Genomic DNA, 16,105 nt, shown 5'->3' with positions numbered 1-16,105 from the left:
CCCGCCCCGGTCCCGGGCCGGTCAGCGGCGACGGCGCAGCGCCCTGACCAGCACCACGGTGCCGCCCAGCAGGGCCACCCCGCCGCCGATCATCCACGGCACCGTGCTGCGGCCGCCCACTCCGGGCACCACGATGCCGCCGGCGTCGCCGCCCCAGCGGGAGGCGGCCCGGGCGCGGGCGCTGCGGGCCGGCAGGGCGGGGGCGTACGGGCCGCGCGGCGGGGCGTGGTCGACCTCCTCGGCGGAGCGGCCGACGATGCTGCGGCGGACCGGGCCGCCGAGCACCGGCTCCGGCTCGTAGCCGAAGGGCGGCTCGGCGGGGAGTTCGGCGGAGACCTCGCGCTCGATCCCGGCGGCGGGCGTGCCGGTCCCGGCCTCGCCGGCGGCGGGCTCGTCGACGTCGTCGGCCTCGTCCGGGTCGCCGAGCGGGAGGCCGAAGCGCTCCGCGTCGGCGTCGGAGAAGGCGATGAGGTCGGAGAGGTCGTCGTCGAGGTCGTCGCCGGGCTCGTCCTCGCGGTCCTCGTCGAGGGCCTCGTGGCGGTTCTCCAGGAACACCACCGTGGCGGAGTCCTCGGAGTCCTCGGCGTTCTCGGCGTCCTCGGCGTTCTCCGAGTCGCCGGAGTCCTCCGAGTCGTCCGGATCACCGGTGTCGTCGGACCCGTCGGACCCGTCGGACCCGTCGGGCTCCCGGGTGTCCCCGGCGTCCCGGGCCTGCCCGGCGGCGTCCGCGCCCGTCCCGGTGACGGCCTCCGCCTCCGGCCCGGCTCCGCTCCCGGCCTCGGCCCCGCTCTCGGCCCCGCTCTCGTCCTCGGCCTCGCCGTCCGGGCCGGTCCCGGCGGCGCCGTCCGGCGAGGTCAGGGCAGTGGCGAAACGGTCCAGCAGCCGGCGGCCGGCCGCGTCGAGCGTCTCGCCGTCGAACTCGGTCAGCCGCCCGGTGGCGCTCAGGTCACCGGTGAAGCGCACCACCGAGGTGCCCTCCCCGGCGCCCTCGGCGACGCTGATCCGGACGGTGGCGGTCGCCTCGCCGCTGCCGCGTGCCTCCTGGCCCTCGGCGAAAGCCGTCAGCACGCCCTCGCGGCCCTCGATCAGTGAGAGCACGCCCTTGTAGGTGATGGTGGAGCTGCCGATCCGCAGCTTCAGCCGCCCCCCGATCTCCTCCGCCGGGCCACTGCCGACGGCGGCCGGTTCGGTGCTCAGCCCCGGCACGGAACGCGCCAGCAGCGCCGGATCCTGCAGGGCCTGCCGGACCTGCCCGGCCGGCATCGGGACGACAACCTCATGCTCCATGTCACGGAGCCTACCGACCGAACCCGCGCCCGGCGCCGCCCTGTCCCCTACCTGTCGCCGTGGCTCGCCCGCTCGCCGCCGCCCGGCCGCCGGCCCCGACCGGTGGGGCCGGCGGCCGGCGGAGCCGGGTCAGTGCGGGCCGAGCAGGGTGAGGGCGGCGGGCGGGCGCAGCGGCCGCAGCGCGGTGAGCCGGGCGGCGGAGGCGCGCAGGCCGTCCGCGGTCAGGGCCCGGGGCGGCGGGGCGTCGGGGGAGAGGGTGAGCGGCGGCTGGGCGGCCGCGGCGAGCAGGAAGCTCTGGCTGCTCTCCGGCCCGGGGCGGCAACTGGCCGTCGCGCTGCCCGCGACGGCGTACGGGACGGTCCGCAGCCCGGCCGCCCGCAGCCCGGACTCCACCTGCCACAGCCCCTGGCGCCCGTGCTGCTCCTCGCCGCCGCGCACGGCGAGCCGTCCGCCCGGGGCGAGCAGCCGGGTGGTGAGGCCGTAGAACTCCTGGGAGTGGAACTTCACCGGCCCGCCGTCGGCGGGGGCGGGCAGGTCGGCGAGGACCACGTCGAAGGACTGGCCGGGCGAGGGCCGGACGCCGCGCAGCCAGTCCAGCGGGTCGGCCTCGGCGGTGCGCACCCGGGGGTCGTCCAGGGACCGGCCGGAGAGCGCGGCCAGGCCCGGGTCGGTGCGGGCGAGCCGGGGGAGCGCCGGGTCCGGGTCGACCACCAGGACCGAGCGGACGCCGCTGTGCCGCAGCACCTCCCGGAGCGCGAGCCCGTCGCCGCCGCCGAGCAGCAGCACCCGACCGTCCGGTCCGGCGGCCATGGCGGGGTGGACGAGCGCCTCGTCGCCCCGGTAGGCGTCCGGTCCGCAGACCGCGAGCCGGCCGTCGACGTACAGCCGCAGCGGGCCCTCGGCCGGGCCGGTGAGCACGAGCTCCTGGTCCCGGCTCTGGCTGACGGAGCGGATCTGCCCGCCGTACAGGGCCTGCCGCGCCGCCCGCTCGACCGCGCCGGACCACAGCGCGGCCGAGGCGAGCAGGGCGAGGACGAGCGCGCAGCCGCCCCACAGCAGCCGCCGGACCCGGGGGTCCGGTTCCTCGCGGAAGAGCCAGAGCACCAGGGCGCCCCCGGCGACGGCGTTGACGGCGCCGGTCACCAGTGCGCCGCTGCCGGGGCCGAGGAGGGGCAGGATGAGGAACGGGAAGGCGAGGCCGCCGATCAGCGCGCCCACGTAGTCGGCGGCGAAGAGGTCGGCGGCGGCGCGCCCGGCGTCCTCGCGGCGGATCCGCTGGACCAGGGTCATCAGGAGCGGGATCTCGGCTCCGATGAGGACGCCGATGAGGCAGGTCAGGCCGACCATCGCGGCCTGGTAGCGGCCGATCCAGGCCCAGCAGGAGTAGAGCGCCAGTACGGACAGGCCGCCGGTGAGGGCGAGGGCGCACTCGACCAGGGCGAAGGCGGTGGCGGGCCGGCGGGTGAAGCGTTTGGCGAGCAGCGAGCCGAGGCCCATCGCGAACACCATGACGGAGAGCACGACCGAGGTTTGGGTGACCGAGTCCCCGAGCAGATAGTCGCCGAGGGCCACCAGTTCCAGCTCGTAGACGAGTCCGCAGGCCGCGCAGACGAACGCGGCGAGCAGCACCACCAGCCGGGCGAGCTCGGGGCGGGCACGCACGCGGGACCGACGGCGGGCGGGCAGGGAGGTCAGGCTCCGCCCGGGCCGGGGTGGGCTGCCGCCGTCGAGGTCGAGGCCCGGCTGTGCGGGGGGCGGACCGACCGGATGATTGATCACGAACAAACGCTAGGCGACGTTCGGGACGGACGGCTGCGCCCATTCGACGGACAGGGCGGTATCGCAGGTTGACGAATCGTTCCTGCGTACGAATGAAGGCGCGCGGCTGGAGCTATGCACGGCTCGGTGGGGTCGGTGCCGGTCATCGGGAGACCACCAGCGAGGAGCGGGTGCAGACCAGCCGTCCTTCCTGCGGATAGGCGTGCCAGGTGCGCCAGAGCAGGCGGTCCGCCCCGCCCTGGGTGACCAGCGCGGTGAAGGCGCTGGGATCGCCGGGGAACACGCCGGCCAGGCCGCGCGGGTGGCCCTCGACCAGGGCGAGCAACTCCTGCGCCCGGGCGGCGAAGTCGTGCGGCGGGAGGGCCTCGATCCGGGCCGCGAACTCGTACTCCCAGCCGTCGACCTGCTTGGCCACCCGGGCCGGCAGCGGCGTGCGGCGGCCGGGCAGGCAGGCGACGGTCTCCAGGCAGTGGCCGGGGCCGGCGGCGATCGCCACCTGGTGGGAGGCGCCCAGCAGGCGCAGCTGGAGGGTGCCGGACGGGCCGGGGTGGCCGGGGCCGTCGAGTCTCAGGTCGCGGACCGCGAGGGCGGGCAGCGGCTCGCCGCCCAGGCACCAGGCCAGGTCACCCGCGCGGGTGTCCGTGTAGGAGGTCTGCAAAGTGGTGAGCATGCTCGGCTCCGCGTTTCAGCTCCGTGCGCGCCCTCCGAGCAGCAGCGATCGGGCCCGGGTCAAGGCGGGGCTGTTCGTGGCTGTGCGGTCCAGGGCGCGGCCGACCGTGGAAGGAAGGATTCCGGCTGGAGATTCAGCAGCAGAGAAGCACGAATACGCCGGGTCCGTCGGTGATTTACCCAACTTTGTCAAGCATTCACCGTTTCGAGCACATCGGCTTCGCTGCTCTGATCGACCCGGTGTGCGACTGTGCACCGCGCGCGCCTTTCGTCCCGGCCCGCACGCCGTGTACGCGGCTTGCGCGCTGTTCGCACCACGCGTGCGCTCTCGCCCCGGATGTGCCGGGCGCACGGCACCGGGCCCGGGCGAAGCCCTGCCGCGCAGGCACGAGGAATTGCCCGGAAGGCAGCAAGACCGCTGCCCGCCGGGCGAACTGACGAATCGTCAGGACGTGCGAGAGGTCCGGTCGACGGGACGGAGCCGGGTCAGTCGGTCGACCGCCTCCTCCAGCACGTCCACCCGCTTGCAGAAGGTGAAGCGGACCAGCGGGCGGCCGGCGTCGGCGTCGTCGTAGAAGACGGCGTTGGGGATGGCCACCACCCCGCAGCGTTCGGGCAGGGTGCGGCAGAACTCGATGCCGTCCTGCTCGCCCAGCGGGGTGATGTCGGTGGTGACGAAGTAGGTCCCGCCGGGGCGGAAGACCCGGAACCCGGCCGCGTCGAGGCCGTCCGCGAGCAGGTCGCGCTTGTGCAGCAGATCCGCGCGGAAGCCGTCGAAGTAGCTGTCGGGGAGCGCGAGCGCCTCGGCGACGGCGTACTGGAACGGACCGGCGCTGACATAGGTGAGGTACTGCTTGGCGGTGCGGACGGCGGCGACCAGCTCGGGGGTGCCGGTCACCCAGCCGACCTTCCAGCCGGTGAAGGAGAAGGTCTTGCCGGCCGAGGAGATCGAGACCGTGCGCTCGCGCATGCCGGGCAGGGCGGCGATCGGGTGGTGGGCGCCCTCGAACACCAGGTGCTCGTAGACCTCGTCGGTGACCACCAGGAGATCGCGCTCGACGGCGAGTTCGGCGACGGCGGCGAGCTCCTCGGGCGAGAGGACCAGGCCGGTCGGGTTGTGCGGCGAGTTGAGCAGCAGCAGCCGGGTACGGGGGGTGACCAGCGAGCGCAGCCGGTCCAGGTCGGGGCGGAATTCGGGGGCACGCAGGGTGAGCGGCACCCGGACCGCACCGGCCATCGCGATGCAGGCGCTGTAGGAGTCGTAGAACGGTTCGAGGGCGATCACCTCGTCACCGGGCTCCAGCAGGGCGAGCAGGGCGGCGGCGATGGCCTCGGTGGCGCCGGCGGTGACCAGCACCTCGGTGTCCGGGTCGTACGCGAGGCCGTAGCGGCGCCGCTGGTGCTCCGAGATCGCGCTGCGCAGCTCGGGGACGCCCGGGCCGGGCGGGTACTGGTTGCCGCGGCCGTCGCGCAGGGCCCGGACGGCGGCCTCGCGGACCTCCTCGGGGCCGTCGGTGTCCGGGAACCCCTGGCCGAGGTTGATCGAGCCGGTGGCGGTGGCCAGCGCGGACATCTCCGCGAAGATCGTCGTACCGAGCCCGTCCAGACGACGGTTCAGCAGCGGCCTCGCACCCATCACGGCTCCTCGTACCTCGGTGGCGGCGGCGGTCGGGTCCGTTCCGGGGCCCGGTCGGCCCATCCTGGGGCCCGAGGGGGCCCGGGGACAAGGACGGCCCGCCACCGGGTGCGCCGGTGGCGGGCCGTGCCCGGGGTCTCCCGCGGGCTCAGTTCTCGTCGGAGCCGTCGGACGGCTTGTCCTCGCCGCCCTCGCCCTCGATCTCGTCCTGGAGGCCCAGGCGCTCGACGATCCACTGCTCGAAGCCGACCGCGGCCTGGGTCCAGTTGGCCGTGGTGGTGACGAAGTAGTCCAGGTTGACGCCGGTGCCGACGATCATCTGGGCCTCACCGATCAGCCGGACCACGCCGTCCTCGTGGGTGTGGGTGTAGACCTTGGGCCACAGGGTCTCCCGGTTCCACTCGTCGATCAGGTCGAGGATCTCGCCCTTCTTCTCCAGCGGGTACGCGCGGTCGTAGAACGCCCGGACCGCGAAGAGCTCCTTCTGCTCGCCGCGGAACATGTAGTAGACGCGGAAGCCCTCCCAGGGAGCGGTGAGGTCACCCTCCTCGTCGACCACGTGCTTGAGCTGCATCTGGTCGAGCAGCTGGCCCACCAGGGCCTGGTCCGGGACGATGATCGGCGGCGGGCCGGCCGGTCGGCCGCCCTGACCGCCGGGCTGACCGCCCTGCGGCGCGCCGAAGGACGGGATGGACGACGGGTCGATGCTCATGGGGTCCTCTTCCTCAGTGCACGTGGTGGTCGGCAATGAGAGGCCGCCCTTCCGAGTCCATCCTGCCTCATCCGGGGCCCGCCTCACAGGGGTGCCCGGAGGGCCTGTCGCCCGGATTCCCGCCGGGGGTGCGGCGGGCCCGGGCGACCGGTCCCGGAGGGTCATTTCTCCAGTGGTCCGCGGGCACGGACGGTGAGGCGGTCGCCGGTCTCGTCCCGCTCGACCAGCACGGTGTCGCCGTCGTGCACCTGGCCCGCCAGGATCGCCCGGGCCAGCTGGTCGCCGATCGCGGACTGCACCAGCCGGCGCAGCGGCCGGGCGCCGTACGCCGGGTCGTAGCCGGTGAGCGCCAGCCAGTCCCGGGCGGCCGCGGAGACCTCCAGGCCGAGCCGGCGGTCGCGCAGCCGCTCGGCGAGCCGGGCCACCTGGAGGTCGACGATCCGGGTCAGCTCGGCGGTGCCCAGCGGCTCGAAGACCACGATGTCGTCCAGCCGGTTGAGGAACTCCGGCTTGAAGGCGGACCGCACCGACTCCAGGACGAGGTCCTTCTTCCGCTCGTCCGGGGTGGTCGGGTCGACCAGGAACTGACTGCCCAGGTTGGAGGTGAGGATCAGGATCGCGTTGCGGAAGTCCACCGTGCGGCCCTGGCCGTCGGTGAGCCGGCCGTCGTCGAGCACCTGGAGCAGCACGTCGAAGACCTCGGGGTGGGCCTTCTCCACCTCGTCCAGCAGCACCACGCTGTACGGGCGGCGGCGGACCGCCTCGGTGAGCTGGCCGCCCTCCTCGTAGCCGACGTACCCGGGCGGGGCGCCGACCAGCCGGGAGACGGAGTGCTTCTCGCCGTACTCGCTCATGTCGATGCGGACCATCGCCCGCTGGTCGTCGAAGAGGAAGTCGGCCAGGGCCTTGGCGAGTTCGGTCTTGCCGACGCCGGTGGGGCCGAGGAAGAGGAAGGAGCCGGTCGGGCGGTCCGGGTCGGCGATGCCCGAGCGGGTGCGCCGCACGGCGTCCGACACGGCCTGCACGGCCTCCGTCTGGCCGATCAGGCGTCGGCCCAACTCCTCCTCCATGCGCAGGAGTTTGGAGCTCTCGCCCTCCATCAGCCGGCCGGCCGGGATGCCGGTCCAGGACGCCACCACATCGGCCACGTCGTCCGGGCCGACCTCCTCCTTGACCATCGAGGCGGAGGCGTCCTCGCCGGCGGCACGCTCCTGGGCGTCGGCGAGCTCCTTCTCGGCGGTCGGGATCTCGGCGTACATCAGCTTCGACGCGCGCTCGAAGTCGCCGTCCCGCTGGGCGCGTTCGAGCGCGCCGTGCAGGTCCTCCAGTCGCTCCTTGAGCTCGCCGACCCGGTTCAGGCTCTTCTTCTCCTGCTCCCACCGGGCCGTCAGCACGCTCAACTGCTCGTTCTTGTCGGCGAGATCGCGGCGGAGCTTGGCCAGCCGGTCGACCGAGGCCGGGTCCGACTCCTTCTCCAGGGCCAGCTCCTCCATCCGCAGGCGGTCGACGGAGCGCTGGAGTTCGTCGATCTCGACCGGCGAGGAGTCGATCTCCATCCGCAGCCGGGAGGCCGCCTCGTCGACCAGGTCGATCGCCTTGTCCGGCAGGAAGCGGGAGGTGATGTACCGGTGCGAGAGCGTGGCCGCGGCGACCAGTGCGGCGTCCGCGATCTGCACCTTGTGGTGCGCCTCGTACCGGCCCTTGAGGCCGCGCAGGATGGCGATCGAGTCCTCGACGTCCGGTTCGCCGACCAGGACCTGCTGGAAGCGGCGCTCCAGGGCCGGGTCCTTCTCGATCCGCTCGCGGTACTCGTCCAGGGTGGTGGCGCCGACCATCCGCAGCTCGCCGCGGGCCAGCATCGGCTTGAGCATGTTGCCGGCGTCCATCGCGGAGTCCCCGCCGGCGCCCGCGCCGACCATGGTGTGCAGCTCGTCGATGAAGGTGACGACCTGGCCGTCGCTCTGCTTGATGTCGTTGAGGACGGCCTTCAGCCGCTCCTCGAACTCGCCGCGGTACTTGGCGCCGGCCACCATCGCGCCGAGGTCCAGGGCGACCAGCCGCTTGCCGCGCAGCGACTCCGGCACGTCGCCGGCCACGATGCGCTGGGCCAGGCCCTCGACCACGGCCGTCTTGCCGACGCCGGGCTCACCGATCAGCACCGGGTTGTTCTTGGTCCGGCGGGAGAGCACCTGGACCACCCGGCGGATCTCCTGGTCCCGGCCGATCACCGGGTCGAGCTTGCCGTCCCGGGCGGCCCGGGTGAGGTCGGTGCCGTACTTCTCCAGGGCCTTGTAGGTGCCCTCGGGGTCCGGCGAGGTGACCCGGGCGCTGCCGCGGACGTCCTTGAACGCGGCCAGCAGCGCCTTGGCGGTGGCGCCCTGCCGCACCAGCAGCTCGGCCACCGCCCCGCCCTCGGCGGCCAGGCCGACCAGCAGGTGCTCGGTGGAGACGTACTGGTCGTCGAGGTCGTCGGCGCGCTTGCCGGCCTCGGTCAGCACGGCCATCGTGTCGCGGGCCAGCTGCGGCGCGGCGACGGTGGAGCCGGAGGCGCTCGGCAGCGCGGCCAGCTGGCGGCGGGCGTCGGCGCCGGTCGCGGACACGTCCGCGCCGACCGCCTCGAGCAGCGGTGCGGCGATGCCCTCGGGCTGTTCCAGCAGGGCGATCAGGATGTGCACCGGTTTGACGTCCGGGTTGCCGGCCGCGCCGGCCTGCCGGATCGCGGCGGACAGGGCGTCCTGCGTCTTGGTGGTGAACTTGCTGGCGTCCACTGCTGGGGGGTCCTCCCTCGTCGAGCTGATGTCTGCTCTCTACAGCATGCACTAAGTTGAGTCTATTCCGCTCAACTTTTGCGTGAACGGTCGGGGCGGGCCCGCAGAACGGGCCGTTCGCTCCGCGCGGCCGCCCCGGCGGTGCCGGCGGCCGCGCCCGTCCCGGTGGTCGGCCGGGCCGCCGTCCTCGGCGGGAGGGTCCGCGCCTGGGCCATCCTCGCCTGGTGCGTCCCCGCCGTCCGCCGGGTCAGCGCCAGCAGGTCCCGGGCCGGACCGGTCGGCCGCTGCCCGGACGGCCAGACCGCCCGCAGCGGCCGCCGCAGGTCCAGCTCCTCCGCCAGCCGCACCGCCACCAGCCGCCGGGTCGCCAGCTCCTCCACCACCGCCAGCTCGCTCAGGCAGACCGGCCCGGCGCCGGTCATCGCCGCCGCCTTCAGCGCCGTCGACGAGGCCAGCTCCAGCCGCGGCGGCGCGGCGCCGCCGTACGGGGCCAGCGCCATCTCCAGTACCTCCCTGGTCCCCGAACCCGGCTCGCGCAGCACCAGCGGGGTCGCCGAGAGCTCCGCCCCGGACAGCGGCGAGCGCCGTCGTGCCCACGGATGGTCCGGCGCCACCACGACCACCAGCCGGTCCGCCGCCACCACCGCGCCCGCCAGGCCGGCCGGCGGCAGCGGCCCCTCGACGAAGCCCAGGTCGGCGTCCCCGGACAGCACGTGCCCGGCCACGTCCGCCGAGTTGGCGGTGCGCAGCGTCACGGCCGTCCCCGGATTGGTCGCGTGCAGCGCCAGCAGCCAGCCAGGCATCAGGTACTCCGCGACGGTCAGACTGGCCACCACGGTCAGCCGGGCGTCCCGGCGCTCGCGCAGCGCGTCGATCCCGGCGTCCAGCGCCTGCGCCGCCTCCACCACCTGCCGGGCCCACTCGACCACCAGCCGGCCCGCCTCGGTGGGCCGGGAGCCGCGCGGGGAGCGCTCCAGCAGCGGGACGCCGATCTGCCGCTCCATGCCCTTGATCCGGGCACTGGCGGTCGGCTGGCTCACCCCGAGCTCGGCGGCCGCCCGGCCGACACTGCCGAGCCGGGCCACCGCGAGCAGCAGCTCCAGGGCACCGATTTCGGGGACGCGCGGGGAGAGGGGCATAGATTCAGGCTATGCCCTCATAGAGCGGGCGGCGCTACCGGCGGCCGTCCTCCCGGAGCACGGTTGATGCCATGGTCACCCTGCTCAGCGCCGCTCCCCCGTTGTCCGCCCGGGCCCGTCTCGCCGCCCGGGCCCGCCGCCTCGACCTCTCCCAGCTCACCCCGAACTGGTACGCGGTGGTCATGGGGACCGCGATCGTGGCGAACGGCGCGGCGGCCCTCCCGGTCCGGTGGCCCGGCCTGCTGGGGTTCGCCGAGGTGGCCTGGGCGCTCGGACTGGCCGCCCTGCTGGTGCTCGGCGCCGCCCGCGCGGTCCACCTGACCCGGCACCGGGAGGCCGCCCGGGAGCACCTGCTGGAGAACCCGGCCACCGCCGTCTTCTACGGCTGTCCGCCGATGGCGCTGCTCTCGGTCGGCCTCGGCACCCTGACCGTCGGCTCCCGGGTCCTCGGCACCGGCCCGGCCGTCGCGATCGACCTGGTGCTGTGGACGGCGGGCACGCTGTACGCGCTGGCCGTCGCGGTCGGCATCCCCTATCTGATGATCACCCGGCACCGGGTCTCCCCGCTCGGCGCCAACCCGACCTGGCTGCTGCCCGTGGTCGCCCCGCTGGTCGCCTCCGCCGCCGGTCCGGCGCTCGTCCCGCACCTGCCCGCCGGCGGTGCCCGGGAGGCCCTGCTGTACGGCTGCGCGGCGCTGTTCGGGGTCGGCCTGCTGGCCACCCTGGCCCTGCTGCCGGTGGTGCTCACCGGCCTGGTGCACAGCAAGCTGTCCGCCCTGGCGCTCACCCCGACCCTGTTCCTGGTGCTCGGCCCGCTCGGCCAGTCGACCACCGCCGTGCACCAGCTGGCCGACGCCGCCGGCCCGGTCCTCCCCGGGCTCGCCCCGGTCGCGCTTCCGCTCGCCGAGCTGTACGGCGTGGCCGTGCTCGGTGTCGCGATGCTGTGGCTGCTGCTCGCCCTCGCCGCCAATCTGCGCGCCCGGCGGGCCGGGATGGGCTTCGGGATGACCTGGTGGGCGTTCACCTTCCCGGTCGGCACCTGTGTCACCGGGGCGGCCGCGCTGGCCCGGCACACCGGCTTCGCCGGGTTCACCGGGCTCGCCGTCGGCCTGTTCGCGCTGCTGCTGGCGGGCTGGGCGCTCGCGGCCGGCGGCACGGCCGCCGCGCTGGCCGGCGGACGGCTGCTGGCCCGCTGAGGCCCGCCCGGACCGGCGCCGGCGGAGCCGTGGCACCGCCGCGGTGGGCCCCGGCGTCCGGTTTTCCGGATTCCGGGCGTCCGCCACCGACCGGACGGACGGTCGGAAAACTTCCATCGCATCGCCCTGACCTGGTCTTTCGCAGGAACCGGCAGCGGCGCGCGGCGGTCCGGGCCGTCCCGGTGCTGCAGGTTTCTGCAATTGCGAGAACATGCAGCAGGGCGGCACTTGTTCACCGGCCGTCACGCTGTGAGGGTGGAGCCACGCCAGGTCGTCCGGGCAACCGCAGCCCGATGACGGTGACTTGCTCTTCAATACTGGATGCGACCGGCACGTCCGCACGTGCCTGCATATCGGGGGGAAGAGCGCCGGCCGGGACGCCATGTGTGGTGATGGCCCCCGGGACCGGAGCCGGCGAGGCGTTGCTGCTCCGCCTCGCCGGAAGCGCCGGGACCGCGGCGTGGACCGACGGCTCCCCGGACCCGTGTGCGACGGCACCCGGGGTCCGGGGGCCCGTCGGTCCCCAGTACCGTGAGGGCCGCCGGGCACCGTGCGGCGCGCGGAGGCCCCCACACCCCCGAGAGAACCCGGCAGGGAGCGTTCGACGTGACGTTCGGAGCGACGGTGGATCCGGAGCACGCCCCGGGCGGCGTCCCCGACGACGAGGGCGCGACCGCCGCGGCCGTCGGCGAACCCGACGAGACCGCCCGCGGCCTCTACCTCGCGATCCTCGCCGACGGCGGCCGCGTCCGCGTCGCCGACGTCCCCGAGGCCGACCGGGAGGCCGTCCGCCGGCTGGTCTCCATCGGCCTGCTGATGCCCAACCCGATGGACGCCTGCTACACCGCCGTCAGCCCCCGCTCGGTCAGTGACCGGCTCGGCGCCGAACTCCGCAGCGAGGCCACCCGGCTCCTGGTCCGCGCGGAGAACCTCCCCGGCACCCTGGACGCCCTCACCCGCGCCTACGACGCGATGCCCCGCCCGCCCGAGCGCTCCGGCGGCGCCGTCCACATCGAGGGCCACATCCACATCCGGCACCGGATCTCGCAGCTGGTCTCCGACTGCCGCACCGAGGTCCTCACCGTCCAGCCGGGGCCCCGCCCGGCCGACGCGCTCAAGATCGCGATCCAGCAGGACGTCCAACTGCTCCGGCGCGGCTGCTCGCTGCGCACCATCTACCAGCCGGTCGCGATGTCCGAACCGCCCGCCCTCGCCTACGCCGAGGAGGTCACCCGGCGCGGCTCGCTGATCCGGATCCTGGACGAGCCCATCCAGCGGCTGATGATCTTCGACCGCTCGGTCGCCGTGATCTCCGCCTCGGAGGACCACAGCACCGCCGCGTTCATCACCGACCCGGCCGCGATCGCGTTCATCGTGAACGCCTTCGAACGCGACTGGTGCCGCGCCGACGCCATCGGCCGTTCCACCGCGCCCGGCCGGGGCGACGCCCACAGCGCTCCCGAACGCGTCGGCCGCCTCCTCGCCCGCGGCCTCACCCAACGCGCCGTCGCCACCCGCCTCGGCCTCAGCGAGCGGACGGTCGCCGCCCACATCTCCCGACTGCGCGACCGCTACGGGGCCCAGACCCTGTTCCAGCTCGGCTGGCTGATGCGGGGCGGCCGTGACGACGGATGACCCGTCGGCCGCGGCCGTCCCCAGGACCTCGGAGGTGCTGGACGCGGCACTGCCGGACGAGGCCGCCCGGGAGCTCTACCTCGGGGTGCTGGGCCGGGGCGGCCGGATCGGGGCCGCCGAGGTGGCCCCGGCGGACCGGGCCGCGCTGGCGGCGCTGATCCGCCTCGGCCTGCTGGTGCCGCACGCCCTGGACTCGTCGTACGTGGCCGTGAGCCCGCGGGCGCTCGCCGACCAGGTGGCGGCGGACCTGCGGGCGGAGGGGGTCAGGCTGCTCCAGCAGTCCGAGCGGCTGCCGGACCGCCTGGACGAACTCGTCCGGGCCTACGAACGCACCTCGCGCCACCTCGATGTGACGGGTGGTGTGGAGCACGTCGAGGGTGTGCCGGAGATCCGCACGCTGCTGACCTGCCTCGCGCGGGAGTACCCGCACGAGTCCATGACCATGCAGCCGGGAGGCGCCCGTCCGGCCGGCGTCGTCGCGGACATGCTCCACCACACCAGTGCCTACCTGCGCAGGGGTGGCAGCGTCCGGACGATCCACCAGCCGCCGGCCAGGCTCGACCCGGCCATGGTCGACTACGCCGCGGAGGTCACGCGGCTCGGCTGCTCGATCCGGACGCTGGCCGCCGACTTCAGCCGCCTGGTGATCTTCGACCGTTCGGTGGCGGTGCTGCCGAAGGGCGCGGACGGGACGAAGGCCGTGCTGGTGACCGATCCGGCCGTGGTGGCGTTCCTGGTGGACACCTTCGAGCAGCACTGGCACCACGCCGAAGGCGTCAACTGGGCGGCGCTGGCCGCCGGTACGGCCGATTCCGCGGTGCACGAGCAGGTCGGCCGGCTGCTCGCCCAGGGACTGACCCAGCGGACGATCGCCGTACGGCTGGGACTGAGCGAGCGGACCGTGGCCGCCCACATCTCCCGGCTCCGGGAGATGTACGACGCGGAGACGCTGTTCCAGCTCGGCTGGCAGATGCGCGGAGCCCGGGCGGGGGAACCCGGTGGCTGACCCGCGATCAGCCGGTGGCCGCGCCGGTGGGCCAGTAGCCGGTCGGGCCGACGGCCGGGGGCTGCTGCCGGGGGACGGTGAACTGCTCGCCGGGGGCGGTCCAGAAGCCCTCGCGCAGGGAGAGCGCCATGCCGGCCCAGTCGAGGGCGGTCTCCACGGTGTGGTGGAGCGCCTCCTGGGACCAGGTGTCGTCGAAGACCAGCGGCAGGACGGGGGCGACCTGCTCGATGGTGGCGATCAGCGGGTTGTGGGTGATGGCCTCGTCCACCAGCAGGACGATCGGCTTGCGCAGCGCGGACGCCCAGCCCAGCTCCAGGCTGACGCCGGCGGAGAGCGGCGCGCCGACGTAGGCGAAGACCAGGTCCGCGGACTGCAGTGCGCGGAAGTCCGACGGCACCCGCGGCTCGGGGGCGCGCCCGGCGACGGTCCAGGCATCGCTGTGGTGGGCGCTGTAGACGGCGGCGCCACTGCGGAGAAGGGTGGTGCGCAGGGTCGTCAGCCGCGTCCGGCTGGCGAGAGTCACCACACTGTCCGCCGGCCCGGTCAACCGCATCAGCGGCGCGGCCAGGAAGACTCGTGCACGCCGGCCCTCGGGGGCCTGGCTGTCGTGGTGACGCAGGTAGGGCTCAGTCATGATGACTCCGGGGATAGATGCCAACCAGGCCGGATTCGCCCCGTTGGGTGGTGCCTATCGGAATGCTGCTGCGCATTCGTTGCCGTCAAAACTATCTTGTCGTGCTCATGTATAGCTTTGTTGTCCCCACGTTCTTCCTGGTCGCCCCCTCTGGGGAGTGCACTGATCGTCTCTGTCGACCGTCATCACCGTCCACAGAACCGCGGTGTCATCTCGATGACTGGCAGAGAGATGACGCACTGTGCGTTCCGTCCCCCTGGCCTTCGCACGCGTCTGTGCGGCATTATGTGGCACGTTGTTCTAAACAGTGGGCTGGATACCCGGAATTAGCCCTGCCAGGAGAGGGGACATCATGTCTCGTATACGTCGGGTGGTTCGGTTTGTCCTGGTCCCACTTGTCGTCGGCGCGGGGCTTCTTGTCAGTGCTGTCGTCCCGGGGGACGACACGATCTGGAACGTCCGCGTGGGTGACGAGGCCGCGGCGCACAGGACCGTCGCCCTGGCGACGGACACCATCTGGAACTGAGCCGACGGGGTCGGTGACCGGTCACCCGAAGACTTCGGGGAGGACCTCGCCGTTGGTGGTGCGGGCCAGCGCGTAGCCGAGCTGGAAGAGCGACTCGACGTTGTGCTCGTCGCGCATCTCGGCGAGGTGGCGGGCGAGGGTCCGTTCGCTGATCCCCAGCCGCCGGGCGATCACCCGGTGGTTCACGCCCTCCAGCATCAGGTCGATGATCGTCTGCCGCATCCCCGAGACGACCTGCTGCGGGACGGCGCGGGCCCCGTCGAAGTCCAGCGCGTGGCTCCAGTTGCGTTCGAAGACCTCGCTGATCAGGTAGCTGATGACGGCCTGGTCGTGGATGAACGCGGCGAGGTTCAGGTCCTCGGCGACGGGGATCACCGCGATCCGGCGGTCGATCACGATCAGTCGGGTGTAGGGCTCGTCGAGCGTCCGCACCCGGCCGCCGGCGTGGGTGATGGCGGCCACGTACTCCCTGGTCGGGGCGTGGTACCGGGTGCTCGGGTGGTAGATCGTTCTGAGCGTGATGCCCAGTCGCAGGGACACGAGGTCCCGTTCGAGGATGCCCGCCAGGGCCTCGGACGGCCGCGGGCCGCCGGGCTGGGCCGCGAGTATCTCCTCGGTGGCGCTCGAGACGATCTGCTGCACCCGCTGGTTGATCAGGACCTTGCCGCGGACGTACTCGATGGTGCCGCCGGCCTGCTCCGGCGAGTGGTAGGCGGCCGTGAGGTCGTGCAGGTCGGTGTTGAGCGCGGACGCGCGGGTGAGCAGGTCGAGGGCCTGGCGCTGCCACGAGGCGCTGAGGCTCTCGGACAGCTGTTGGGGGTCCACCGCGACGAGCACCCCGGGTTCGTCGGTGTCGGGGACGAGCAGGCCGAGGCCCACCAGTTCGTCCCGGGCCGCGCAGTCGCGGAGGAGTTCCGCGTCCTCCGCGATCCGGCCGTTCTCGCCGATGACGGCCAGGTACAGCGCACGCGCCTCCTTGGAGAGGATGCCCGTACCGCCCGCGGTGGCACTGAGCTGCTCTCGTCCACTCATCTGGGGCTCCTTGCCGTGGCCGTGCTTACCAGTACTGCCAGGTATCCAAGCAGGAAACGTGATGCAGCATGCCAGATCGGGCCGCG

Annotated in this window: 12 protein-coding genes; 3 read left to right on the top strand and 9 right to left on the bottom strand. The window is 73.8% G+C overall.

Going from position 1 to position 16,105, the window contains the following annotated elements; genetic code table 11:
- Positions 1-21 precede the first annotated feature (21 nt).
- The 7 genes from BLU95_RS19410 to BLU95_RS19380 form a co-directional block, all read right to left on the bottom strand.
- The gene (locus tag BLU95_RS19410; RefSeq protein WP_107452584.1) at positions 22-1,287 is read right to left on the bottom strand and encodes a hypothetical protein; all 1,266 of its coding nucleotides are present in this window, start codon (positions 1,285-1,287) and stop codon (positions 22-24) included.
- A gap of 129 nt (positions 1,288-1,416) precedes the next feature.
- Entirely contained in the window at positions 1,417-3,066 is a 1,650-nt protein-coding gene (locus tag BLU95_RS19405; protein WP_353653575.1) for a spermine/spermidine synthase domain-containing protein, read from the bottom strand.
- 142 nt (positions 3,067-3,208) lie between these two features.
- On the bottom strand, positions 3,209-3,736 hold the full coding sequence (locus tag BLU95_RS19400; protein WP_093861147.1) for a DUF2617 family protein: 528 nt from the start codon (positions 3,734-3,736) through the stop codon (positions 3,209-3,211).
- A gap of 444 nt (positions 3,737-4,180) precedes the next feature.
- Positions 4,181-5,371: a pyridoxal phosphate-dependent aminotransferase gene (locus tag BLU95_RS19395; protein ID WP_093861146.1), complete on the bottom strand. Its 1,191-nt coding sequence runs from the start codon at positions 5,369-5,371 to the stop codon at positions 4,181-4,183.
- A gap of 148 nt (positions 5,372-5,519) precedes the next feature.
- Complete coding sequence (locus BLU95_RS19390; protein ID WP_093861145.1) at positions 5,520-6,083, bottom strand: type III secretion system chaperone family protein; 564 nt, start codon at positions 6,081-6,083, stop codon at positions 5,520-5,522.
- A gap of 161 nt (positions 6,084-6,244) precedes the next feature.
- On the bottom strand, positions 6,245-8,851 hold the full coding sequence (gene clpB / locus BLU95_RS19385; RefSeq protein WP_093861144.1) for an ATP-dependent chaperone ClpB: 2,607 nt from the start codon (positions 8,849-8,851) through the stop codon (positions 6,245-6,247).
- A gap of 71 nt (positions 8,852-8,922) precedes the next feature.
- Positions 8,923-9,990 carry a LysR family transcriptional regulator gene (locus BLU95_RS19380; RefSeq protein WP_093861143.1) on the bottom strand — a complete coding sequence of 356 codons (1,068 nt, stop codon included), beginning with the start codon at positions 9,988-9,990 and terminating at the stop codon, positions 8,923-8,925.
- A gap of 71 nt (positions 9,991-10,061) precedes the next feature.
- Here BLU95_RS19380 and BLU95_RS19375 point away from each other — a divergent pair, with 71 nt between their 5' ends.
- The 3 genes from BLU95_RS19375 to BLU95_RS19365 all read left to right on the top strand — a co-directional run bounded on the left by BLU95_RS19375 (position 10,062) and on the right by BLU95_RS19365 (position 13,827).
- Positions 10,062-11,186, top strand: a complete 1,125-nt coding sequence (locus BLU95_RS19375) for an SLAC1 family transporter (protein ID WP_093861142.1) — start codon at positions 10,062-10,064, stop codon at positions 11,184-11,186.
- 606 nt (positions 11,187-11,792) lie between these two features.
- Positions 11,793-12,821, top strand: coding sequence for a LuxR C-terminal-related transcriptional regulator (locus BLU95_RS19370; protein WP_093861141.1), 1,029 nt, complete (start codon positions 11,793-11,795; stop codon positions 12,819-12,821).
- Positions 12,808-13,827 (top strand): LuxR C-terminal-related transcriptional regulator, encoded by a 1,020-nt coding sequence (locus tag BLU95_RS19365; protein ID WP_231978653.1) that lies wholly within the window; start codon positions 12,808-12,810, stop codon positions 13,825-13,827. Before BLU95_RS19370 ends, BLU95_RS19365 begins: the two co-directional genes overlap by 14 nt.
- Positions 13,828-13,834: 7 nt before the next feature.
- On the opposite strand, the gene BLU95_RS19360 is transcribed toward BLU95_RS19365, so the two are convergent.
- Both BLU95_RS19360 and BLU95_RS19355 read right to left on the bottom strand, forming a co-directional pair.
- Positions 13,835-14,461, bottom strand: a complete 627-nt coding sequence (locus BLU95_RS19360; RefSeq protein ID WP_093861139.1) for a TIR domain-containing protein — start codon at positions 14,459-14,461, stop codon at positions 13,835-13,837.
- Between the two features lie 547 nt (positions 14,462-15,008).
- Complete coding sequence (locus BLU95_RS19355; RefSeq protein ID WP_093861138.1) at positions 15,009-16,019, bottom strand: helix-turn-helix domain-containing protein; 1,011 nt, start codon at positions 16,017-16,019, stop codon at positions 15,009-15,011.
- Between the last annotated feature and the right edge of the window lie 86 nt (positions 16,020-16,105).

Source organism: Streptomyces sp. TLI_053, from assembly GCF_900105395.1.
In the GTDB taxonomy this organism is placed as follows: domain Bacteria; phylum Actinomycetota; class Actinomycetes; order Streptomycetales; family Streptomycetaceae; genus Kitasatospora.
This window is presented reverse-complemented; position numbering and strand designations above follow the sequence as displayed.

Coding starts and splice junctions, on each gene's coding strand:
- BLU95_RS19410 (WP_107452584.1), bottom strand. CDS start 1,287: ATGGAGCATGAGGTTGTCGTCCCGATGCCGGCCGGGCAGGTCCGGCAG.
- BLU95_RS19400 (WP_093861147.1), bottom strand. CDS start 3,736: ATGCTCACCACTTTGCAGACCTCCTACACGGACACCCGCGCGGGTGAC.
- BLU95_RS19395 (WP_093861146.1), bottom strand. CDS start 5,371: ATGGGTGCGAGGCCGCTGCTGAACCGTCGTCTGGACGGGCTCGGTACG.
- BLU95_RS19390 (WP_093861145.1), bottom strand. CDS start 6,083: ATGAGCATCGACCCGTCGTCCATCCCGTCCTTCGGCGCGCCGCAGGGC.
- BLU95_RS19380 (WP_093861143.1), bottom strand. CDS start 9,990: ATGCCCCTCTCCCCGCGCGTCCCCGAAATCGGTGCCCTGGAGCTGCTG.
- BLU95_RS19375 (WP_093861142.1), top strand. CDS start 10,062: ATGGTCACCCTGCTCAGCGCCGCTCCCCCGTTGTCCGCCCGGGCCCGT.
- BLU95_RS19360 (WP_093861139.1), bottom strand. CDS start 14,461: ATGACTGAGCCCTACCTGCGTCACCACGACAGCCAGGCCCCCGAGGGC.
- BLU95_RS19355 (WP_093861138.1), bottom strand. CDS start 16,019: ATGAGTGGACGAGAGCAGCTCAGTGCCACCGCGGGCGGTACGGGCATC.